General features: G+C 63.2%; 23 protein-coding genes. 10 read left to right on the top strand and 13 right to left on the bottom strand.

Annotated elements, in window-relative coordinates; all coding sequences use genetic code 11:
• The first annotated feature begins 20 nt into the window (after positions 1–20).
• Positions 21–1277 (top strand): aromatic ring-hydroxylating oxygenase subunit alpha, encoded by a 1257-nt coding sequence (locus NCS02_RS21265; RefSeq protein ID WP_250523282.1) that lies wholly within the window; start codon positions 21–23, stop codon positions 1275–1277.
• A gap of 3 nt (positions 1278–1280) precedes the next feature.
• Here the strand turns inward: NCS02_RS21265 and NCS02_RS21260 are convergent, their stop codons facing one another.
• A complete protein-coding gene (locus NCS02_RS21260) occupies positions 1281–1976 on the bottom strand; it encodes a GntR family transcriptional regulator (protein WP_033536277.1) in 696 nt (231 codons plus the stop codon).
• A 155-nt stretch (positions 1977–2131) separates the two neighbouring features.
• Here NCS02_RS21260 and NCS02_RS21255 point away from each other — a divergent pair, with 155 nt between their 5' ends.
• The 4 genes from NCS02_RS21255 to NCS02_RS21240 all read left to right on the top strand — a co-directional run bounded on the left by NCS02_RS21255 (position 2132) and on the right by NCS02_RS21240 (position 8478).
• Positions 2132–3406: a glucarate dehydratase family protein gene (locus tag NCS02_RS21255; protein WP_008348230.1), complete on the top strand. Its 1275-nt coding sequence runs from the start codon at positions 2132–2134 to the stop codon at positions 3404–3406.
• Between the two features lie 41 nt (positions 3407–3447).
• On the top strand, positions 3448–4764 hold the full coding sequence (locus tag NCS02_RS21250) for an MFS transporter (RefSeq protein ID WP_250436614.1): 1317 nt from the start codon (positions 3448–3450) through the stop codon (positions 4762–4764).
• Positions 4765–4819: 55 nt separating this feature from the next.
• Entirely contained in the window at positions 4820–6052 is a 1233-nt protein-coding gene (locus NCS02_RS21245; protein ID WP_250519963.1) for a phosphatidylserine decarboxylase family protein, read from the top strand.
• 107 nt (positions 6053–6159) lie between these two features.
• Positions 6160–8478: an FdhF/YdeP family oxidoreductase gene (locus NCS02_RS21240; RefSeq protein ID WP_250503263.1), complete on the top strand. Its 2319-nt coding sequence runs from the start codon at positions 6160–6162 to the stop codon at positions 8476–8478.
• Between the two features lies 1 nt (position 8479).
• On the opposite strand, the gene NCS02_RS21235 is transcribed toward NCS02_RS21240, so the two are convergent.
• Entirely contained in the window at positions 8480–9064 is a 585-nt protein-coding gene (locus NCS02_RS21235; RefSeq protein ID WP_033536212.1) for a hemerythrin domain-containing protein, read from the bottom strand.
• A gap of 174 nt (positions 9065–9238) precedes the next feature.
• Between NCS02_RS21235 and NCS02_RS21230 the strand changes: the two genes are divergently transcribed.
• The 4 genes from NCS02_RS21230 to NCS02_RS21215 all read left to right on the top strand — a co-directional run bounded on the left by NCS02_RS21230 (position 9239) and on the right by NCS02_RS21215 (position 11164).
• Positions 9239–9679: a DUF3597 domain-containing protein gene (locus tag NCS02_RS21230; protein WP_034470889.1), complete on the top strand. Its 441-nt coding sequence runs from the start codon at positions 9239–9241 to the stop codon at positions 9677–9679.
• Between the two features lie 181 nt (positions 9680–9860).
• Positions 9861–10406, top strand: a complete 546-nt coding sequence (locus NCS02_RS21225) for a low affinity iron permease family protein (protein WP_250523281.1) — start codon at positions 9861–9863, stop codon at positions 10404–10406.
• Between the two features lie 81 nt (positions 10407–10487).
• A complete protein-coding gene (locus tag NCS02_RS21220; RefSeq protein ID WP_008348214.1) occupies positions 10488–10862 on the top strand; it encodes a phage holin family protein in 375 nt (124 codons plus the stop codon).
• A complete protein-coding gene (locus tag NCS02_RS21215; RefSeq protein ID WP_175981002.1) occupies positions 10859–11164 on the top strand; it encodes a hypothetical protein in 306 nt (101 codons plus the stop codon). Before NCS02_RS21220 ends, NCS02_RS21215 begins: the two co-directional genes overlap by 4 nt.
• 21 nt (positions 11165–11185) lie before the next feature.
• Here NCS02_RS21215 and NCS02_RS21210 read toward each other — a convergent pair whose 3' ends face one another.
• The 11 genes from NCS02_RS21210 to NCS02_RS21160 form a co-directional block, all read right to left on the bottom strand.
• A complete protein-coding gene (locus NCS02_RS21210) occupies positions 11186–11365 on the bottom strand; it encodes a hypothetical protein (protein WP_250436606.1) in 180 nt (59 codons plus the stop codon).
• A gap of 29 nt (positions 11366–11394) precedes the next feature.
• Positions 11395–11937: a hemerythrin domain-containing protein gene (locus NCS02_RS21205; protein ID WP_250436603.1), complete on the bottom strand. Its 543-nt coding sequence runs from the start codon at positions 11935–11937 to the stop codon at positions 11395–11397.
• A gap of 99 nt (positions 11938–12036) precedes the next feature.
• Positions 12037–13053: a LacI family DNA-binding transcriptional regulator gene (locus NCS02_RS21200; RefSeq protein ID WP_250503262.1), complete on the bottom strand. Its 1017-nt coding sequence runs from the start codon at positions 13051–13053 to the stop codon at positions 12037–12039.
• Entirely contained in the window at positions 13050–14153 is a 1104-nt protein-coding gene (locus NCS02_RS21195) for a glycerol dehydrogenase (RefSeq protein ID WP_008348204.1), read from the bottom strand. Before NCS02_RS21195 ends, NCS02_RS21200 begins: the two co-directional genes overlap by 4 nt.
• Entirely contained in the window at positions 14150–14911 is a 762-nt protein-coding gene (locus NCS02_RS21190) for an SDR family oxidoreductase (RefSeq protein ID WP_239294834.1), read from the bottom strand. Before NCS02_RS21190 ends, NCS02_RS21195 begins: the two co-directional genes overlap by 4 nt.
• A gap of 1 nt (position 14912) precedes the next feature.
• On the bottom strand, positions 14913–15932 hold the full coding sequence (locus NCS02_RS21185; RefSeq protein ID WP_250503261.1) for an NAD(P)H-quinone oxidoreductase: 1020 nt from the start codon (positions 15930–15932) through the stop codon (positions 14913–14915).
• Positions 15929–16465 (bottom strand): 2,4'-dihydroxyacetophenone dioxygenase family protein, encoded by a 537-nt coding sequence (locus NCS02_RS21180; RefSeq protein ID WP_250503260.1) that lies wholly within the window; start codon positions 16463–16465, stop codon positions 15929–15931. The genes NCS02_RS21185 and NCS02_RS21180 overlap by 4 nt, the downstream gene beginning before the upstream one ends.
• Positions 16466–16513: 48 nt before the next feature.
• Positions 16514–17218 carry an ABC transporter ATP-binding protein gene (locus NCS02_RS21175; protein ID WP_250503259.1) on the bottom strand — a complete coding sequence of 235 codons (705 nt, stop codon included), beginning with the start codon at positions 17216–17218 and terminating at the stop codon, positions 16514–16516.
• Positions 17202–18986: a branched-chain amino acid ABC transporter ATP-binding protein/permease gene (locus NCS02_RS21170; RefSeq protein WP_008348195.1), complete on the bottom strand. Its 1785-nt coding sequence runs from the start codon at positions 18984–18986 to the stop codon at positions 17202–17204. The genes NCS02_RS21175 and NCS02_RS21170 overlap by 17 nt, the downstream gene beginning before the upstream one ends.
• 18 nt (positions 18987–19004) lie before the next feature.
• A complete protein-coding gene (locus tag NCS02_RS21165; RefSeq protein ID WP_034470891.1) occupies positions 19005–19877 on the bottom strand; it encodes a branched-chain amino acid ABC transporter permease in 873 nt (290 codons plus the stop codon).
• Between the two features lie 83 nt (positions 19878–19960).
• The gene (locus NCS02_RS21160; RefSeq protein WP_250503258.1) at positions 19961–21178 is read right to left on the bottom strand and encodes an ABC transporter substrate-binding protein; all 1218 of its coding nucleotides are present in this window, start codon (positions 21176–21178) and stop codon (positions 19961–19963) included.
• Positions 21179–21468: 290 nt separating this feature from the next.
• Here NCS02_RS21160 and deoC point away from each other — a divergent pair, with 290 nt between their 5' ends.
• Positions 21469–22476 carry a deoxyribose-phosphate aldolase gene (deoC, locus tag NCS02_RS21155; RefSeq protein WP_250436587.1) on the top strand — a complete coding sequence of 336 codons (1008 nt, stop codon included), beginning with the start codon at positions 21469–21471 and terminating at the stop codon, positions 22474–22476.

Here is a 22476-nt window from a genome sequence, read left to right as displayed (position 1 = left end):
CTGAACGTTGGAGAGCGACGATGTCCGAAGTGCAAATGAAGACGCATGGCGAACTGATCCGCAGCCGCGAGCCCGGGCATGGCTTGCCCGGCGAGCTGTTCGGACGGCAGGACGTGTTCGAGATGGACGTCGAGGTCTTCTTCCAGAAGCACTGGATGCTGGTCGGCGTGACGGCGGACGTGCCCGAGCCGGGCGATGTGTCGACCGTCGATATCGGCCGGGCTTCGATCATCATCGTTCGGGATGACGACGAGAACATCCGCACTTATCGGAACGTCTGCCGGCATCGCGGCGCGCGCCTGAAGGAACCGGGGAAATCGACCGTCGGCATGCTGGTCTGCCCGTATCACCAATGGACTTACGATCTCGACGGCAGCCTGCGCCACGCCGCGCACATGGGCAAGGATTTCGACGCGAAGTGCCGCAGTTTGTTGCCGGTGCATACGCGGATCGTCGGGACACATATTTTCGTGTGCCTCGCCGACGAGCCGCCGGCGGACATCGCGAAGCTCGAAGACACGATGGCGCCGCGCTTCGCGCCCTACGACCTCACGAACACGAAGATCGCGTTCGAATCGGAGATCATCGAGAACGGCAACTGGAAGCTCGTGATCGAGAACAATCGCGAGTGCTATCACTGCGCCGCGACGCATCCGGAACTCACTGCCTCGTTTTTGCCCGAAGATTTCGGTTTCTGTCCGGAGAATCTCAGCGAAGAATCGCTGCTCGAAATCGAAGCCTATAAAAAACGGAACGCGGCGTGTCAGGCGAGTTGGGAGAACGACGGCTTCACGAGCGCGACCGTCGAATGGCTGGACGAAGATGCGGTCACGCAATTCCGGACGCAACAACTCGTGATCGCGGGCTACTGCGAGTCGCAGACGATCAGCACGAAGGTCGCGAGCCAGAAGCTGCTCGGCAATCTGCAGCGCCGCGATCTCGGCGACACGCATCTCTGGACGCACAACTCATGGACGCACGTCATGAGCGATCATGCGGTGATTTCGTACATCATCCCGCTCGCGCCGGATAAAACGCTCGTGCGTTCGAAATGGCTCGTGCACGCGGATGCCGTCGAAGGCGTCGATTATCAGCTTCAGGATCTGACGGAAGTGTGGGTCGCGACGAACGCGCAGGACAAGCATCTCGTCGAAATCACGCACGAAGGCACGCAGGATCCGGCGTATCGGCCAGCGGTGTTCTCGCCGTTCACGGAAAGCTACGTGGAGCAGTTTTCGCGCTGGTATTCGGCGCGCCTGAGCGCGCATGGCGTTTGAACATCAGTGATCCGTGACGAAGGTCGGGTGGCGCGTGCGGATCTCGTCCACCTGACTGAGCGTGCCGGAAAGATGCTTGCGCAACGCGGCATCGGCGGCATCGGCATCGCCTTTTTCGATGGCATCGACGATTTCCGTGTGGTCGCGCACCACGGCCATCGTCTTGCCCTCGACCGGCAGATGCAGCCGCCGCAACCGGTCGATATGCCCGCTGAGTCTGCGCACGAGATCCCACAACTGCGGCACGCCCGCGGCTTCATACATCTGCCGATGAAACGCCTGATCGAGCGCTGAGAACTGCTCGACGTCCTGCGGCTCCATCCATTCCATCTGTTCCGCGATCGTCGCGCGCAGCCGCGCGATCAGCGACGCCTTATGCTCCCGCGCGAGCGTGCGCACGATTTCCAGTTCGATCGAGCGACGCAGAAAGTGCGCCTGCATCGCCGATGCCACGCTGATCTGGCTTACGACCGTCGCGTGCTGCGGAAAAATATCGACCAGTCCTTCTTCGCCGAGCTTCATCAGCGCGTCGCGCACCGGCGTCTGGCTCAGGCCGTAGCGCGTCGCGAGTTCGGTGCGCGACAGCACCGTGCCCGGTTCCAGTTCGAGCGACAGGATCATGTCGCGCAGCCGCTCGAACACCTGCGGCGCGGCATGACGAGAACGGTCCAGGCGATGCACGGAAGCGGAATTATTCATTTCGAATTGGAAGGAAGGCGACTGAAACATTAGTACTATAGCCGCGCCCATGCCCGATGAGTAAGCCGTTGGCGGGTCGGCGTTTACCCGACTGACACACTAATATATTAGTGCTTTACCATTCGGACATTCCATTAATTTTCGGAACGCCCGACATGACCCGCGATATCGCCATCACCCAGATTCGAATCACGCCGATCGCATTCCGCGATGGTCCGTTGCTCAACGCCGCGGGCATCCACGAACCGTGGGCGTTGCGCGCGATCGTCGAACTGGAGACGAGCGACGGACGCGTCGGCATCTCGGAGACTTACGGCGACGAGCCGATGCTGCGGGTGCTCGATCAGGCGAAGGAGCTCGTCATCGGCCTGTCTCCTTTCGATCTGAATGTGATGGAAGAACGCGTGCGCGCGACGATCACCGCGACGCCCGGCGCGGTCGAATTTGAACTCGCGCCCGGCTCGCACGCCGCGAAAAACGCGCCCAAGGTCATCAGCACGCTCGAAGTGGCGATGCTCGATCTGCAAGGCCAGATCGTCGGCGCGCCGGTCGTGGACTTGCTCGGCGGCAAGGTGCGCGACGCCGTGCCCTACAGCGCGTATCTGTTTTTCAAGTACGCCGAGCACATCGACAAGCCGTATGCGCCCGATGCGTGGGGCGAGGGCATCAGCCCGGAGCAGATCGTCGCGCAGGCGCAGCGCATGATCGACCTCTACGGTTTCCAGAGCATCAAGCTGAAGGGCGGCGTGTTCGAGCCGGCGCATGAAATTGCGTGCATGCAGGCGCTCGCGAAGGCGTTCCCGGGCATGCCGCTGCGTCTCGATCCGAACGCGAACTGGACGCTCGAAACCAGCATTGAGGCCGCGCCGCAGCTCGATGAAATTCTCGAATACTACGAGGATCCGTGCCCCGGCCTCGAAGGCATGGCCGAACTGCAGAAGCACACGAAACTGCCGCTCGCGACCAACATGGTCATCACGACGATGGACGACTTCCGCCGCGGCTGCAACATGGGCTCGATCAAGGTGCTGCTTTCGGATCATCACTACTGGGGCGGCCTGCGCGCCACGCAGACACTCGCGCGCATGGCGAAGCTCTGGGGCTTCGGCATGTCGATGCATTCGAACTCGCACCTCGGCATCAGCCTGATGGCGATGACGCATGTCGCCGCGAGTGTGCCGAACCTCACCTACGCATGCGACACGCATTACCCGTGGCAGGAAGAGGAAGTCATCAAGGGCGGCCGCGTGAAGTTCGATAACGGCGCGGTGCGCGTGCCGACGACGCCCGGTCTCGGTGTCGAGCTCGATCGCGAGAAGCTCGCCGAATTGCACGAGCAGTACAAGACGTGCGGCGTGCGCAATCGCGACGACCTTTCGCAGATGCGCAAATATCAGCCGGAATTCTCAGGCAAGAATCCGCGCTTCTGAGCCATAGAACAACAACACAAGGCATTCAAGGAGACACCCTCATGAGCAGTTCCAGCGCGCTGTCGAGCGCCGTTCGCAAGATCAAGTGGCATGTGCTGCCGCTTTTCGTCGTGATGTTCATCGTCAATTACATCGACCGGGTGAACATCGGATTCGTGCGTCAGCATTTGAGCGCGGACCTCGGCATCGGCGCGGCCGCTTATGGCCTCGGCGCGGGTCTGTTCTTCGTGAGCTATGCCGTGTTCGAAGTGCCGTCGAACATGCTGATGCAGCGCTTCGGCGCGAAAGCGTGGCTCACGCGCATCATGATTACGTGGGGACTCGCGGCCGTGGGCATGGCCTTCGTGCAGGGCGAGACCTCGTTCTATGCGATGCGTCTCTTGCTCGGCGCGGCCGAAGCGGGCTTCTTTCCGGGCGTCGTGTTCTATTTCACGCAATGGCTGCCGCGCGATGAACGCGGCAAGGCGATGGCCGTCTTCCTGAGCGGTTCCGCGCTCGCTTCCGTGTTCTCCGGCCCGATCTCGGGCGGGCTGATGCTGATCGAAGGCGCGGGCCTGCGCGGCTGGCAGTGGATGTTCATCATCGAAGGCATGGCGTCGGTCGTGCTCGCCGGCTTCGTCTGGTTCTGGCTCGATTCGAAGCCGCGCGATGCAAAGTGGCTCACGCGCGCCGAGCAGGACGCGATCGTCACGGAGATCGAAGACGAGCAGCGCCGCCGCGACGCCGCGCATGTGAAGACGCCGTCGTCGTGGAGCCTGATGCGCGATCCGCAGATCCTGATCTTCTGCCTGATCTATTTCTCGGTGTCGCTGACGATCTATGGCGCGACGTTCTGGCTGCCGAGCATCATCCGCAAGATGGGGCACCTGAACGATTTCCAGGTCGGATTGTTCAACTCGATTCCGTGGCTCATTTCCATCGTCGCGATGTATCTGTTCGCAGCGCTCGCGGCGCGCTTCAAGTTTCAGCAGGCATGGGTCGCGTGCGTGTTGCTCATCGCGGCCGCCGGCATGTACGCAGCGGGCCAGGGCAGTCCGGTGTTCTCGTTCGTTGCAATCTGCTTTGCCGCTATCGGGTTCAAGGCTGCATCGTCGCTGTTCTGGCCGATTCCGCAAGGCTATCTCGATGCGCGCATCGCCGCGCCCGTGCTTGCGCTGATCAATTCGATCGGCAATCTCGGCGGCTTCGTCGCGCCGGCCACCTTCGGCTTTCTCGAGCAAAAGACGGGTTCGATTCAGGGCGGCCTGACAGGCCTCGCCGTGATGTCGATTCTCGCTGCGGGCGTCGTGTTCCTCGCTCGCATGACGCCTCGCGAAGGGCGCGACGTCGCGGCGCTGCGGCCGGGCGTGCAGAAGTAAGGGAGGCATACAAACTGCTGGCCGTCTTCGATCGGTACATCGATCGGAGACGACAATGGCGACGAATCAGCGCCACAGACTGGGCGAATGGCTCCCGCGCGAAGAGCAGGCGATCGCGCGCTTTCGCGAGACATTCGCCGAGTACGCCCGGCAGCGCGCGGGCAAGACGAAACGCAACAGCGTCATCGAAGAGATGGCGGCTTTCATCCACGACGATCCGGTCGTGCGCATGGACTTCACGCGCGCGATCCGTCAGGCGCATGAAGCCGGATTCAAGCTCGGTTATGCGAGCATCGACGAATTCATCGTATTGCTCGATGCGATGCTGACGTACGCGCCGCCGTTCAGCGAATCGAGCCTGATCCATTGCCCCATCAACGCATTGCTAGACTGGCCGATGGTCATGCCGTCGGGCTATGCGCTCTTTCGCGATCCCGCATTCAACGCGCATCTGAAGCGCGTGCTGAACGTGTGGTCCGGCTTTCTCAGCGGACCGTATTCGCGCACGCATCTGAACACCGACGCGCCCGATGGCTGGTTCAGCAAAGAGGCCGATAGCAAGATCGGACTGCACCAGTTTCTCTGCGATCCGCATAAGCCGTATTGGGGCTTCGCGTCGTGGAATCATTTCTTCACGCGCGAATTCAAGCCTGGCGCGCGGCCTGTTGCAGAGCCGGATAACGCCAAGATCATCGTCAGTGCGTGCGAGGCTTCGCCCTATAACGTCCAGGACGATGTGCAACTGGAAGACTCGTTCTGGATCAAGTCGCAGCCTTATTCGCTGATGGACATGTTCACGGCGAAAGAAGCGGAACTCGCGAAGCGATTCGTCGGTGGCACGGTGTATCAGGCCTTTCTAAGCGCGTTTTTCTATCATCGCTGGCATGCGCCGGTGAGCGGCACGATCGTGAAGGCATATCTCGTCGACGGCACCTACTTCTCGGATGCCGACTCGGAAGGCGAAGATCCCGGCAGCCTCAACGATTCGCAAGGCTATATCACTGCGGTCGCGGCGCGCGCGGTCATCGTCATCGATTGCGACGATCCGGACATCGGCGAGGTTGCGTGCGTGTTCGTCGGCATGGCGGAAGTGTCGTCATGCATGATTGAGGCGTTGCCGGGCCAGCGCGTGCGCAAGGGCGAAGAGCTCGGCTACTTCCAATACGGAGGTTCCACGTATTGCCTCGTCTTCAGGCCGGGCGTGATCGAAAGCTTCGAGCGCCAGAAGCCATTCGATGACGATGCGCCGCCCGTGCAGGTCAACGCGCATCTTTGCACGGCGCGCTGAATTGCGGCCAGGGAACTGCGTTCGCTTAAGCAATCAGAAAGGAACGGCAATTGCTCGCGCATCAGGCAAATACATGCAGATAAACGCACAACGCGCGAGGCAAAGACATGGCCGAATCAGACAATGCCGTTCGCAAGAACGACGCTTATCCCTATTCGTCGGGCGGTTGGGGTTCGCTCAAAGCCGTCACCGGCGCGCTCGTTCACGAGAAGGTGCCGCTCAAGGCGAGCACCGTGCTCATGAAGCAGAACAAGCCCGAAGGCTTCGCGTGCGTGAGCTGTTCGTGGGCCAAGCCCGCCGATCCGCACACCTTCGAGTTCTGTGAAAGCGGCGCGAAAGCAACCGCATGGGACTTGACGGCGAAGCGCATGACGCCGCAGTTCTTCGAGCTTCATACGGTGACGCAGCTATGCGCGTGGCATGACCACGATCTCGAGGACGCGGGACGTCTCACCGCGCCGCTGCGTTACGACGCGGCCACCGACAAGTACGTGAGCGTCTCGTGGCAGGAAGCCTTCGAGGACATCGGCCGCGAACTGCGCGCGCTCGATCCGAAAAGCGTCGTGTTCTATGCATCGGGCAGAGCATCGCTGGAAACGTCGTACATGTATCAGCTTTTCGCGCGCATGTACGGCACCAACAATCTGCCCGACAGTTCGAACATGTGCCATGAAAGCACGAGCGTCGGACTGAAGGAAGCGATCGGCGTGGGCGTCGGCACCGTCAGGCTCGAGGACTTCGAGAAGACCGACCTCATGTTCTTCCTCGGACAGAACGTCGGGACCAACAGCCCGCGCATGCTGCATCAGCTGCAGGAAGCAAGAAAGCGCGGCGTGCCGATCATCACGTTCAATCCGCTGCGCGAGCCGGGACTGCTGAAGTTCGCCAACCCGCAGTCGCCCGTCGAGATGATGACGCCCGCGCATACGCTCATCAGCACGCAATATCATCAGCTGAAAACGGGCGGCGATACCGCTGCGTTGCTCGGCATCTGCAAGGCCGTCATTCACGCCGACGACCGCGCGAAGGAAGCGAACGAACCGCGCGTGCTCGATGTCGATTTCATCGAAACGCATACCGTGGGCTTCGAAGCCTTCGCGAATTACGTGCGCGCTGCATCGTGGGACGATATCGAGCGCGTGGCGGGACTGCCGCGCGCTGACATGGAAGCCGCCGCCGACGAATACATGCGCGCGAACGCAGTGATGGCCCACTACGGCATGGGCATCACGCAGCACAGGCAGGGCGTGCAGAACGTACGCATGCTGTGCAATCTGCTCTTTCTGCGCGGCAATGTCGGCAAGCCGGGCGCGGGACCGTCGCCGGTGCGCGGGCATTCGAACGTGCAGGGGCAGCGCACGGTCGGCATCACCGAGAAGCCGGAGCTCGCGCCGCTCGACAAGCTCGCGAGCCAGTTCGGTTTCGAGCCGCCGCGCGAAAAGGGCATGAATATCGTCGAAGCGTTCGAAGCGATGCTCGATGGCAAGGTCAGCGCGGTCATCAATCTTGGCGGCAACCTCGTGCGTTCGGTGCCCGACCGCATGCGCATCGAACCGGCGTGGCGCGGTCTGAAGCTCACCGTCAATGTCGCGACAAAGCTCAATCGCAGTCATCTCGTGCATGGCGAGAAGTCGTACATTCTGCCGTGTCTGAGCCGCATTGAGATCGATACGCAAGCGAGCGGCGCGCAGGCTGTCACGATGGAAGACAGCACCGGCTGCATTCACGGTTCGCGCGGCGTCGCGGAGCCCGCGTCGCCGGATGCGCGCTCGGAGCCGTATATCGTCGCGGAACTGGCGAAGCATACGCTCGGCGATCGATCGACCATCGACTGGGATCGCTGGCGCAACGACTATGCGCTGGTACGCGATGAAATCGCGAAGACGTATCCCGAGAGCTTTCACGACTTCAACGAAAGAATGTGGACGCCCGGCGGTTTTCCTCGCGCTCTGCCCGCGCGCGAACGCAAGTGGCAGACGAAGAGCGGCAAGGCGGAATTCTTCGTGCCGGAAACGCTCGGCGAAGACCCGGACATGCCCGAACGCGAACCCGATTCGCTGCGCCTCATGACGCTGCGCAGCGACAGTCAGTTCAACACGACGATCTATAGCCACGACGATCGCTTTCGCGGCGTCAAGGGCGATCGCATGGTGATCTTCATGTGCGAAGCCGACATGGCGCGACACGGCCTCAAGAAAGATGACCGCATCACGCTGCGCACCATTGCCGACGATGGTTTCGATCGGCGTGTGGCGGGCCTGCGCATACATCCGTATGACATACCGGAAGGATGCATCGCGGGTTATTACCCCGAGTGCAATCCGTTGCTCCCGCTATGGCATTGCGCGAAGGAAAGCAAGGTGCCGGGCGCGAAGTCGATTCCGGTGTTCATCGTCGAAGTCAACGGCGCGCCGCGCGAACACTGAATCATGCAGATCGACGGATGCGGCGCGCGGAAGCGGGCCGCAAGCAATGCGCGATCGCAAGCGCGCCAAGGGACATCACGGCGAGCGATGCGAGCGGAAACGTTCCGAACGTATTCGCCGCAATCGCAGACGGACGACTCTGTGCGACGAGTTGCATGCGGCGCTTTGTCATGCGCGCACCAAGTTCCGACAACTGCGAAGCGAGCGCGCGTTCGGCAGTGGGCAGCAAGACGGTTTCCTCATCGGCGACGTGATGCATCACTTCACGCATGAGCTGCATGAAACGCGCGTCGTAGGCGGCGTCCTGCGGACCCATCGCGCGCAGCTTCGCGATGTCTTCGCGCATCTGGTCGTGCTCGGGCTTGCTTTTGGCGAGACGCTCGTCGCCTGCCATTGCCTCGCTCAACGCGGGATAAAAGATTTCTTCCTCCAGTTGCGCGTGAATTTCAAGTGCAGTACACGCAAGCTCGACGATCGCGCGCTTTCTCCACCACGATGTCTCCGCGTGATAGCGATGAAACGCCGCCATGACATGCGTGTGATCCATGCGGATCATCGTCGTGATGGAAGGGGAACAGGAAGGCATATCCACGGTGACTCCTTGGCGGCTTTGCAGCTCTGCTGTGGTGGTGGGGAAAGACGCGTTATCGTGCTCGCTCCGGCACGACATGCGATCAGCAAGCGTTATTCCGCATCGCATGCGCGGCGGTAGCGGCACGGGACTTGCATCGTTCGTGAACTCACTTCTGAAGGAGGGGCCATGAGTATTTTTTCCAATATCCTGAACAAGATCTTCCACCACGACAGCGCACCGGCGAGCACCGGCACGGGCACGGCTGCGGGTCAGGCGGCAGCGCCGGCCGGAGGCGCTGCCGCCGCGCCGACGACGTCCACCGCCGCGTCCACGCCCGCACAACCGGCCGCACAAGCCGCCGCGCCGATGCAGGAAGTGGACGTCGAGGCCGTGCTGACGAAGATGCAGGCGAATCACGGCGAGCAGCTCAACTGGCGCACGTCGATCGTCGATCTGATGAAGCTGCTCGGTCTGGACAGCAGCCTGTCCGCGCGCAAGGAACTGGCTGCGGAACTGCACTACTCGGGCAACACGGAAGATTCCGCTGCAATGAATATCTGGCTTCATAAACAGGTCATGCAGAAGCTCGCGGAAAACGGCGGCAAGGTGCCCGACGAACTCAAGTAAGCGACGCTTTTCATCAGACGGAAGACGCGCGCGATGGCAGGTCGAAGCGTGCGTCGTCCGCCAGACGGTCGAAACAACAAGAAAAAAACGATACGGACGACGCATTTCCGGGAAGGCACGACGCGTCCATCGAAAGGCACGGTAGCTCGAACCTTTCTTTTGCAGTATGCAGGGGAGAAACATGAACGACAGAGACCAGATTTCCGACGCGGCGCCGCTGGACACGGTGCCCAACACGTCCAGCCCGGCCTATGCGAACGCACATCCCGTCGCTCGCGCGTTCGATGCTTTCGCAAGCGCAGTCACGAGATGGGCCGGCTCGCCGGTCGCGTTCGGGCTGGCGGTCATTTGCATCGTGGTCTGGCTGATATCCGGACCGCTATTCAAGTTTTCGGACGGGTGGCAACTCGTCATCAACACGGGCACGACCATCATCACGTTTCTGATGGTGTTCCTGATTCAGCAGAGCGCGAACAAGGACAGCGTGGCGATGCATCTGAAGCTCAACGAGTTGCTCGCGTCGCATCGCACGGCGAGCAATCAGCTGATCGGTATCGAAGATGCAACGGAGGAAGAACTGCGCAAGCTGGCCGCCGCTTATTTGCAACTCGCATCGGAAAAGCAGGGCGGCGAAGCTCCGGCGCGGACCGACGACGGCGCGGCCGCCGACATCGCGCGGCGTCTCGCGCGCGCTCACGCCAAGACCGCGGCCAAGCGGACACGATGAAGTTGCGTTGCGCTGGCATGCACACTGCTGTTGGTCATCCGTAACACTCCGTTTCGACAAAAACTCGCCGGAGAAGTAACGATGACAATTCAGAGAAAAATCGCCAACTGGCGCAGGGTCGGCCATTTCTGCACGAGACGCCTCGTCGACTACGGCGAGTTGATTCCGATCGAACTTGCTGAAACCAAGAAGCGCGTGCTGCATGAAGTCGTCGCACTCGTCGCGCTCGCGATCGGCGCGCTGTTCACGCTGTCGTTCGTATCGATCGCGGTGATCGTGACGGCTGTCGGCACGCCGCATCTCGTGCTGACGGCGTGGTGCGTCGCGGCTGCGTGGCTCGCGGTCGCGGTGATCGCGGTCATCGTGATGATGTCGCGCAAGCCGGCCGAGCCGTTCCAGTTGCTGCGCAGCGAGTTGCGCCGCGACGTCGATGCCATCAAGGAGGCGACGCAATGAAGCACGCCGAAGCTCAGAGCGTCGTGCTCGCGCGCATGGCGGAATCGCGCGCGGAGCTGATCGCCGCGCATATGGCCGACGAACCGATGCGAATCGCGCGTGCGCCGCGCCGCGCACTGCCGGCGAGTGCCCGTCCCGCGCCATGGTTTCTGCGCACGCCCAATGCGGAACTCGTCGCGCTCGCGCTGGTGGGTGTCGCGATTCTTGGCTTGCGTCGCACGGTGCAGACGGCGGTCGGCGCGGGATTGAGCGCGTCGACTCACCGGGCGTTCGGCGATCTGCTCAACGCGCTGCGCGAATGATCGTTCGCGGATGAATGGTGTTCAACGCCGCGCGCGCCGCTTCTTCGGCTTGCGCGGCGGCGTGAGCGCGGCCGTCAAAAGAGTCGACGCTCGCCGTTTCGCTTGCGTGGTCGCGCGGCCGCGCGTCGCCCCGATGACCGCGTTCGCACCGGAAAGCCACATGCTGAGGAAAGGGTTCTTCTTCGCCCAGGGGTTTTTCATGATTCGGCTCCGGTGCGCGCTCAAGAGCGTCAATGCAGGCGCATCGTGTTATCGCCTGCGTCCTTCGGGATTTTCGCTTCGAGCTGTTCCTTGCGCTGCATCAGCTTGCTGCCGAGCGCGTCCAGATCGGCTCCGGACTTGCGCAATTTCGGAAACAGTTCCGATTCTTCTTCTTCGATATGGTGATTCACCATTTCGGACAGCACCTTGAACGTGGCGTCGAAACCCTTGTCGGACGGCTTCAGCTGCGTGAACTTCTCGATCAGCACCTTGACGAGATAGTGCTCGACGTAAGCCTCTTCGACATCGGGCCGGTCGTCTTCGTCCAGCGCTTCCTGCGCGGCCGGGTACAACAACTCTTCTTCGATCATCGCGTGAACCGTCAGTTCTTCGCAGGCGCGGCGCACGAGCGTGGCTTTCGCGTCGAGATCGTCTTTCTCCGCTTTTTCGAACGCGTCGAACAGCTTTTGCACGGCGCGATGATCGTCGGTCAGCACCTGAATCGCGTCCTGGCTGCGGGCGGCGCCGGACGGGGCGGTGGTCGTCGGCTGGGTGGAGGGTTGGCGCGGCATCGTGATCTCCTTTTCGGAATGTGGGGTGTCACGATGACGAGCAAAGAGCGGGCCTACGACGCATCGCGGGCGATGAAACCAAAAATCGGAACGATGCGTTCAGGCCGCGGGTTTGGCCAGCGTGCCGCGTTCCACGACGGGCGCATCGAGCACGAGCTCGTTGTCGCCGTCCTTGCCGTCGATCAGCGCCATGAGATGCCGCGCGGCGCGCGTGCCGATCTCCAGCGACGGAACGCGTACCGTCGTGAGCGGCGGCTGGGTGAGCCGCGCCTGTTCGATATCGTCGAAGCCCGTTACCGAGAGATCGTCGGGAACCCGAATGCCCTTCGCGCGGCATTCGTCCAGCAGACCGATTGCCTGTAGATCGGTGCCGCAGATGACCACGCTGGGCCGCGCTTCGCCGTCCCACAGTTCGCGCAGCGCCTGCCTGCCGCCTTCAAAGGTGAACGGCGCTTCGACGATCCATTCGGGTCTCAGATCCAATCCCGCTTCCCTGAGCGCGGCGCGCGTGCCGGCCTGCCGTGCGCGCACGCGTTCGTTGCCGAAGGTCGAGCCGCCGCACATCGCGACATGCCGATGCCCGAATCCGACGATGCGTTTCGCCAGCCGGTAAGCCGCGTCGAAATTGGAAAAGCCCACGCAATGCGGATACTGCGTTTCATCCACCGACCACGTCAGAACATAAGGCAACGCGTACAGGCGCGTGAGTTCGAAAACTTCAGGCGGATGATCGGTGCCGACGAGCACGAGCCCGTCGACGCCGCGTTCCAGAATCGCACGGAGCAATTCGAGTTCGCGCGCCGGTTTGTATTCGTGACTCGCGATCAGCAACTGATACCCATAACCCCATAACGTCTGCTGAAGCGCCTGAATCGAATCGGCGTAAATGGGATTGTTGAGCGTGGGATAGATGGCCGCGACCGTGCGCGTCTTGCGCGAGGCAAGCGCCTGCGCCGCGCCGTTGCGCACGTAGCCGAGCTGTTCGACCGCGCGCTGCACATTGGCGAGCGTTCGCGGCTTGACCTGATCCGGCACGGACAAGGCGCGCGACGCGCTGCCGAGCGAGACGCCCGCCAGCCGCGCGACATCCGCGAGCGTAGCGCGCGTGGGTTTCATGATGGGCTGCGCGCGCGTCCATAGGCATCGGCGCGGGCGATGCCTTCGATCAGCCGCGCAGCCGTCAGCGGCGGCGACATGTGCCGGCTATAGCGCGTGGCGAGCGTGGCGTTTGCGATGAGCGTTTGCTGTGCCGATGTAAGCGGGGCGTGCTGCCCCAGTTGTGCGAGCGTGAGCGGCAATCCGGTTGCGGTCATGAGCGTGGCCAACGGTTCGATCTCTTCGGGCGATGTATCTTCGACGAACAATTGTACAAGCGTGCCGAAGGCGACCAGTTCGCCGTGCATCATCGAGGCCATCGCGGGAATCGCCGTGAGTCCGCGGATCAGCGCATGCGCGAGCGACAGGCCGCCGCTCTCGAAGCCGACGCCGCTCAACAGCACGGTCGCTTCGATCACGCGTTCGACGGCATCGGTGAGTTCGCCGCGCCGGATGTCGGCGTAGGCGCGCGCGCCGTCTTCGAGCAGGATCGCGAGCGTCGCGCGCGTGAGCAGCAGCGCGCCCGGCAGCGGCGGCGTGCCGTACGAGTTCAGGCCATCGGCGCGTTGGCATTGCGCGGCTTCGTACTTCTTGCTGAGCGCATCGCCGATGCCGGCCGCGAAGAGACGCGCGGGCGCGGCGGCGATCAACGCGGTATCGACGATCACCGCGTCCGGATTGCGCGGCAACATGTCGATGCCCGCGACGCGATGCGCGTCGTCGTACAGGATGATGAGGCGGCTCGTCGGCGCATCGCTCGAAGCGGCGGACGGCGCGATCACGATCGGCACGTTCAGCGCCCGGGCGACGCCTTTCGCCGAGTCGATCGTCTTGCCGCCGCCGATGGCCACGACGGCATCCGCGTTGAGTTCGCGCGCATCGTCGCTCAGCTTCGCGATGACCGCGGCCGTGCATTCGCCGGGAAACGTGACGATGTGCGCGTCTTCGATCGATCGCGTGACTTGCGCCGACACGCGATCGATGACCGCGCCATCGACGAGCACGAACGCGCGTCGCGCGCCGAGTTCCGCGAGCGTCGATCCGAGCGCGGACAACGCGCCCGGCCCTTGCGTGTATCGCCCCGGAAAGCCGATGGTTCTCAACGGCGCGTGCGTCGTCATGTCATCAGCCATCCGCCGGCCACGTCGATCACCTGGCCGGTGACGAACGCGGCTTCATCGGATGTGAGGAACAGGCACGTCGATGCCACTTCGTCGGGCGCGCCGAGCCGCCGCAACGGCGTTTCTTGCGCGACCTTTTCGTTGGCCTCCCGCGCGACGCCGCGAACGAGCGGCGTATCGATGCGCCCCGGCGCGATCGCGTTCACCGTGATGCCGTGCGGCCCGAGCTCCCCCGCGAGATGCCGCGTCATGCCGATCAGCGCGGCTTTCGTCGTGCTGTAATGCGCGGCGACGATGTCGAGGTACGCCTTGCCCGCCACCGACGACATCGACACGATGCGTCCGAAGCGCCGCTCCACCATGCCCGGCGCAAGAATGCGGCAGAAGTTGAAGACGCTGTTCACGTTCACGTCCATCACGCGGCGCCATTCGTCGGGCGACATCTGCCAGACGGGCATCGGCTTGCCCGCGTGTTTCGGCGAAATGCCCGCGTTGTTGACGAGCGTATCGACCGGACCGAGCGCGGCCTCGATCGCACGGCACGCGGCTTCGCACGCGGCGAAATCGCCGACGTCGGCATGGGCGAAATGCACGCGCAGGCCCGCATCGGCGAGACGTCTTGCGAGCGCCGCGCCTGTTTCTTCGTTGACATCGACGATGCCGACGGCCGCGCCATCGCGCGCATAGCGCTCGACGAGCGCCTCGCCGATGCCGCCGCTGCCGCCCGTCACCAGGACCACACGCTTGTCGTGCCGCACGTTATTGGTCTCCCACTTTTAGCATGATTTTGCCGATATGCCTGCTCGATTCCATCAGCGCGTGCGCGGCCGCGACGTCGGCGAGCGGCAGCACGCGATGAATCACGGGCAGCGCGCGGCCCGCTTCGAGCAGCGGCCAGACGTGCGCGTGCAGCGCTTTCGCGATCGCCGCTTTCTGTTCGATGCTGCGCGCGCGCAGAGTCGATCCGGTAAAGGTGAGACGGCGCAGCATGATCGGCATGGCATCCAGTTCGATGCGGCTGCCTTCGAGAAACGCGATCTGCACGAGCCGGCCTTCGAGCGCGAGCGCGCGGATATTGCGCGCGATGTAGTCGCCGCCGACCATGTCGAGGATGATGTCGACGCCTTTTCCATCGGTGAGAGTCGCGATGGCATCGACGAAATCTTCGTCGCGATAGTTGATCGTATGATCCGCGCCCGCTTCGCGACAGGCCTGCGCTTTTTCCGCATTGCCGACGGTCGTGACGACGCGCGCGCCGAATGCGTGCGCGAGCTGGATCGCCGTCAGTCCGATGCCGCTCGATCCGCCGTGCACGAGAAACGTTTCGCCCGCCTGCAGGCGGCCGCGCTCGAACACGTTGGTCCAGACGGTGAAGTACGTTTCGGGCAAGGCCGCGGCCTGCAGCAGCGTGAAACCTTTGGGCAGCGGCAGACAATGCGATGCATCCGTGATGCAGTATTGCGCGTAGCCGCCGCCGGGCACGAGCGCGCAGACTTCATCGCCGGCGCGCCATTGCGTGACCTCCGCGCCCGTCGCGACGATGCGCCCCGACACCTCGAGTCCCAGATGCGGCGATGCGCCCGGCGGCGGCGGATACGAACCCGAGCGTTGCAGCACGTCGGGTCGGTTCACGCCTGCGTAGGCGACTTCGATCAGCACGTCGTTCGGGCCGGGCGAGGGCAGGGGTCCCTGCGCGAGCCGCATGCAGTCGGGCGCGCCGCCCGCGCCGTGGTCGACGTATTGCATCGATGCGGGAAGAGTGGATGTCATGGCGTTCATCGGATGATGGATTCGATGTAATCGGCGGGCAGACCGATCGACGCATAGTGCCGGCGCGCCGCCTCGATCTTCGTGAAGACGTCTTCGTAACCCTGCGCGACGCCTTGCGGATCGACATAGGTATAGCCGCCCGTGACATGGAACCAGGTAATCATCTCGGGCACGTCTTCGGGCACGAAGAGCGTGTGCGTTTCGCCCGCGGGCTCGAACGCATAGCCGCCTTGCTCCGCGACCCAGTCGTGTTCGAGGTAGTACCAGCGGCCCTTGAGCACCATCGCATGAACGGCGCCGCTATGACGATGCCGCGAGATCACGCCGCTGCGGCGCACGCGCAGCAGATTCACGTAATAGCCCTGGCTCGCGTTGAGAATGAGCGGCTTGAACGACACGGTTTCGGTCGCGGGCACCCACAGGTTGTCGTCTTCGAGCCAGTCGGTCATGACGCCGCCGTGCACGAGATCCTTCGACATGTACGGCACTTGCGGCAACTGATAGGCGATGACTTGTTCGTCGGGTTTCACTTCGATTTGCATGAGTTTTAATCTCCGTGGTTTCTGGATGCGATGCGCCGGTTCGCTGAATCAATGACCGAGATAGGCGCGCCGCACGTGGGGACTATCGAGCAATTCTGCGCCCGTTCCGGAAAGCGCGATGGCGCCGTTTTCGAGCACGTATCCGCGGTTCGCGAGCTTGAGCGTGTGGAACACGTTCTGTTCGACGAGCAGCACCGTCACGCCGCGCGCCGCGACCGTGCCGACGACTTCGAACATCTGCTCGACGAGCAAGGGCGAAAGACCGAGCGACGGTTCGTCGAAGATCAGGAGCTTCGGCGCGGACATCATGCCGCGCGCGATGGCGACCATCTGCTGCTCGCCGCCCGACAGCGATCCGGCAAGTTGCGTGAGACGCTCGCGCACGCGCGGAAAGAGCTCGAGCACTTCGTCCATGCGTTCGCGCCGCGCGCTTCGTGCGGCGTGACGAAACGCGCCCATCAGCAGGTTCTCTTCGACGCTCAGGAACGGGAAGAGCTGACGGCCTTCGGGAATCATCGTGACGCCCATCGCGACGATGTCGTGCGAGGACTTGCCGACGAGTTCCTGTCCCTGAAACGCGATGCTGCCGCCGCGCGCCGCGACGATTCCGCATAGCGTCTTCAGCGTCGTGGTCTTGCCCGCGCCGTTCGCGCCGACGAGCGTGACGATCTCGCCTTCCTGCACATCGAGCGAGACGCCGCGCAGAACTTCGCTCTTGCCGTAGCCGGCCGAGACGTTATGCAGCTTGAGCATCGAGATACCCCTTGCCGAGATAGGCCTGAATCACCTCAGGATCGTTGACGACATCGGACGGCTTGCCTTCCTTCAGCATGCGCCCGGCATTGATGACGATGATGCGGTCCGACAGCGCCATCGTCGCCTGCATCATGTGCTCGATCATCAGCACGGCGATTCCCGAATCGCGGATGCGCCGCACCATGTTGATCGCGCGCGCGATGTCGGCGGGATTGAGACCGGCCATCACTTCGTCGAGCAGAAGCGCGCGCGGGCGCGTGGCGAGCGCGCGCGCCACTTCGAGACGCTTCATGCCGCCGACCGTGAGGCTGCGCGCTTCGGTATCGAGCAAGGACGTGAGATCGGTGATCTCCGCGACTTCGCGTGCGATCGATTCCGCTTCGACGCGGACCCGCGTATGCATGAACGCGCCGAGCATGATGTTCTCCAGCACCGAGAGACCCGCGAACGGCTGCGCGATCTGGAACGTACGGCCGACGCCGTCCTTCGCGAACGCATCGGGCGTGCGCGGTTCGGCCCAGGTGCCATCGGCGAGGCGAATCTTCACGATGCCTTCGTTCGGCCGGATGAAGCCCGAAAGCTGATTGAAGACCGTCGTCTTGCCCGCGCCGTTCGGGCCGATCACACCGAGAATCTCGCCGGCGTGCAGCGTGAGGGAAACATCGTCGGTCGCGACGAGTCCGCCGAAGCGCTTCTTCAGATGCTCCGCGACGAGCAGCGGCGTGCCGAGCGGCAACGCATCGGCGGGCGCGATCGACTTCGCCCGTGCGGGCGGCGGCGTGCGCGCGCCGGGCAGACGGTCGATGAAGCGCAGCACGAAGCCGCCCAGATGCCCGACGAGTCCGCGCGGAATGAACAGCACGACGAGCACCAACACGACACCGTAGACGAAGCCGTGCGTGCCGCTGCCGAACGAGCTGAGCCAGCCGCGCGCAAGCTCGGCGATCGGCAGCACGAGGACGGTGCCCGCGAGCGGCCCGGCGACGCTGCCGAGTCCGCCGATCAGCGCGAACATCGCGATCTGCACCGACAGTTCCAGCGAGAACGCCGCGGACGGATCGATGAAGGTGAGATACATCGCGTGGAAAGAGCCGATGAGACTCGTCAGCACCGCCGAGATCACCGCCGCGCCGATCTTCACCTTCACCGCGTTCACGCCGACCGCGCGCGCCGCATCTTCACGTTCGCGCACGGCGATCAGGTAGAAGCCGAAGCGCGAGCGGCGGATGAGCCACGCGGCCCACAACGTCACCAGAAGAAAGCCGAACGCGATCAGCAGATACGCCCACTTTTCGCGGAACACCATCCATTGCAGGCCGATGTTGAGCGGCACGTTCAGGCCCGCCGAGCCGCCCGTCCAGCTTTCCTCGTGCACCGTGAGCAGGCGGCACACTTCGAGGAACGCGATCGTGGCGAGCGCGAAGAACGGTCCGCGCAGACGCAGCGTCGGATACGCGATGACGATCGCCGCCATCGCCGAGATCACCGCGCCCGCGAACATGCCGAGCCACGGCGTGATGCCGAAGTTGATGACGAGCAGCGTCGCCGCGTACGAGCCGATGCCGTAGAACACCGCGTGTCCGAGCGACAACTGCCCGGCGAATCCGCCGACGATATTCCACGCCGTCGCGAGCGCGCCGAAGATGCACACGAGCACGGCCAGGTGAAACGCGAACGGCGATTGCAGCGCGAACGGCACGGCGAGCAGCGCGACGAGCGCCAGCGCGCCCATGTAGCCGCGCGGATGCAGGAGATTGGGAAACATCGAATGCCTCGCTGAACGTTATTCGGAGCCGCGTCCGAGACCGAAGAGACCGGTCGGGCGCACCACAAGAATCACGAGGAAGATCGCGAAGTAGACGACTTCCTTCATGTCGGGCGAGATGTAGTAGCCCGCGAGACTGTCGATGAGCCCGATCACGATCGAGCCGACGAGCGCGCCCGGCAAGCTGCCGAGACCGCCCAGCACGACGATGACGAACGCGGTCAGCACGAAGTACTGGCCGACGGTCGGGAACACCGGATACTGCGCGACCAGCAAGCCCGACGCGAGCCCGACCAGCGCCGCGCCGATGCCGAACGCGAGCACGTACGTCGTCTTCACGTTGACGCCCATCAGCGAGGCCGCGTAGCGATGTTGCGCCACCGCGCGAAACGCGCGACCGGTGTAGGTGCGTTGCAGGAACAGATGCAGCCCGCCCGCGACCGCGAGCGCGGCGGCAAACGTGATCAGTTGCCCGCTCACGATGTTGATGTCGCCGAACTGCAGATGCTCGGTGCCGAAGCTCACATCGACGGGATGCACGTCCGCGCCGAAGATCATCAGCGCGAGATTCACGAGCGCGGTCGACACGCCGACGGTCGCGAAAATCTGAATGTGCGCGTCGGCGGAAAGCAGCGGCTGGATGATGAAGCGCTGGATCAGCACGCCGAATGCGAAGAGCAGCAGCGCGACCGGCACCGCCGACACATACGGATGCCAGCCGAGCTTCGCGGCGAGCAGCCAGACGGCGTACATGCCGACCATCAGCAGCTCGCCGTGCGCGAAGTTGACCACGCGCACGACGCCGAAGATCAGCGTGAGGCCGATGCTGATGATCGCGTACGCGCCGCCCAGCAACAGGCCGTTGACCAGAAGTTGCAGAAGAATGGACATGCTCGTTTCCTGGACACCGCGCAGCGCGTGTCACGCGCCGCACGGTTCGAGTGAAAGAGAAATGCGGGTCGACAGCGGCGGTTTTACTGCGCCGCGACGGGCTTCGCGATCGCGACCGCTTCCGGATAGACGGTGACGAGCTTGCCGCCTTGCCACTGCATCACGTTGGTGGTCGCGAGCTGGTTCTGGCCGTTGTCGGCGAACTGGAAGCCCCAGCCAGCGGCGGTCGTGCCCGTCGGCTTCTTGTAGGCGAGCACGGCGGCGCGGATCTTGTCCTTGTCGGTGGATTTCGCGTTGGCGAGCACATCGAGGAACGCTTTCGCGCCGACATAGTTCACGAGGCTATGGCCCGAGCGCGGCGCCATGCCGAAGTGCTTCTGATATTCGGTGGTGAATGTTTCGAGGCCGGGTGCGCCTTTCTCGTTCATCGCGACTTGCGGGAAGTCGATGTCATATACGCCGTTCATTTGCGCGCCGACGGCCTTGGCCGTATCCGACAGCGAATAGCCGCCGCCCGCGCCGATGACCGCCTTCGGCTTGAAGCCGGCCTGCGCGGCCTGGCGGAAGAACAGGATCGAGTCGTTCTGATACGAGGTCTGCAGCACGATATCGACGTCCGCGCCCTTCAGACGCAGAATCAGCGACGACAGATCGACGCTCTTCGCCGAATACGGCAGCACCTGCACGACGTTCAGACCGAGCTTCTTCGCGCCTTCCTTCTGAAAGCCGGAGACGAGCGTGCCGTACGGCCCGTCTTCCGCGATGATCGCGATCTTCAGCGTCTTCGGATCCACCTTGAGTTGCGGCGCGACGACCTTGGTCAGCGCTTCGAGCGTGCCGTCCGCGAAGGTCTTCGTGGTCGAGTTGCTGCGATACAGATACTTGAAGCCGCGGCTCGTGATGGTGTCCGCCGTCGCGCCGAGTTCGAAGAACGGCACGCCCGCGAGCTCGGTCACTTGCGTCGCCGCCGACGACACCGCCGACGAATAACTTCCGAACACCGCCGACACGTTTTCCACCGACGTCAGACGCCGCGCTTCGCCGACGGCCTGATTGGCATCGACGGCATCGGCCTTGACGAGCACCACTTTCTCGCCGTTGATGCCGCCCGCCGCGTTGCGCTCGTCGACGGCGAGTTGCACGCCGCGATAGCTTTCGTCGCCGAGCAGCGCGAGTCCGCCGCTGAAGGGGAAGAGCGCGCCGATCTTGATGTCGGCGGCGTGCGCGGCAGTGAGACTCGATGCTGCGACGCACGCGGCGGCGAGCGCGCGCAGGACAGTGCGGGGAAAGTGCGAGGACATGCGGTGTCTCCTTGTATCGTTCGAAATTGAAGCGCTTCAAATCGAAAGCTAGAAAGTTCGGTCGCGTTGCCGAATTTGCTCTGTTTGGGTTGATCGATTGGATTTGAAGCGCTTCAAGTTTGCGTCGATGAACGCAAAGACGTCAACCGAGGGTTTGCACGGAAGAGTGAGACTCGGCGCGGTCGTCTCCGAACTTTCCCTATGTCACGATCCTAACAAGAATGCTATAAACTGAGATCAATCTATCAAAAACTGTTGTGCGTCGCACAAGACGCCGGCATACCGATCTCATGCTGGAAACTGCATCGAAGTCCATCGTCGCGTGGCCCGGCAAGGCCCAGGTTCACGCCAGCGCGCGCAATCCCGGCGTGCCGTTCGATCTCGCCTGGCTCGACGGCCTGCGCGTGAATCAGTCGGCGGTGACGCGCCGCGCGTCGACGCTCGGCACGCGCCGCGCGGTCAAGAAAGACGCGCAGGCGGCGTGGCTGCTCAAGGCCATCACCTGCATCGATCTCACGACGCTTTCCGGCGACGACACGCATGGCCGCGTCGAACGTCTCTGTGCGAAGGCGCGCCGTCCATTGCGCGACGATCTGCTCGACGCGCTCGGCATGCCGCCTCTGTCGATCAAAACGGGGGCGGTGTGCGTCTATCACCGTTACGTCAGGACGGCAGTGAACGCGCTCGAGGGCAGCGGCATTCCGGTCGCGGCCGTATCGACGGGCTTTCCCGCTGGCCTCAATCCGCACGAACTGAAGTTGCGCGAGATCGAAGCATCGGTGAGAGATGGCGCGTCCGAGATCGATATCGTCGTCACGCGCGAGCATGTGCTGACGGGTAACTGGAAAGCGCTCTACGACGAGATGCGCGATTTCCGCGCGGCATGCGGCGACGCGCACGTCAAGGCGATTCTCGCGACCGGCGATATCCGCACGCTGTCGAATGTCGCGAAGGCATCGATGATCTGCATGATGGCCGGCGCCGATTTCATCAAGACATCGACGGGCAAGGAAAGCGTCAACGCGACGCTCGACGTGTCGCTCGTGATGGTGCGGATGATCCGCGACTATCTCGCGCGCACGGGCGTCATGATCGGCTTCAAGCCGGCGGGCGGCGTGTCGACTGCGAAGTCGGTGCTCGAGTATCAGATCCTCATGAAGGAAGAGCTCGGGCGCGAATGGCTCGAAGCGGATCTGTTTCGCATCGGCGCATCGAGCCTGCTCGCGGATATCGAACGCCAACTCGAACACCATGTGAGCGGACGTTATTCGTCGTTCAATCGCCATCCCGTCGCCTGA

The organism is Caballeronia sp. NCF2, from assembly GCF_023631205.1.
Lineage (GTDB): Bacteria > Pseudomonadota > Gammaproteobacteria > Burkholderiales > Burkholderiaceae > Caballeronia > Caballeronia zhejiangensis.
Note: the sequence above shows the minus strand (reverse complement) of the source record. Positions and strands in the feature narration are given on the sequence as shown.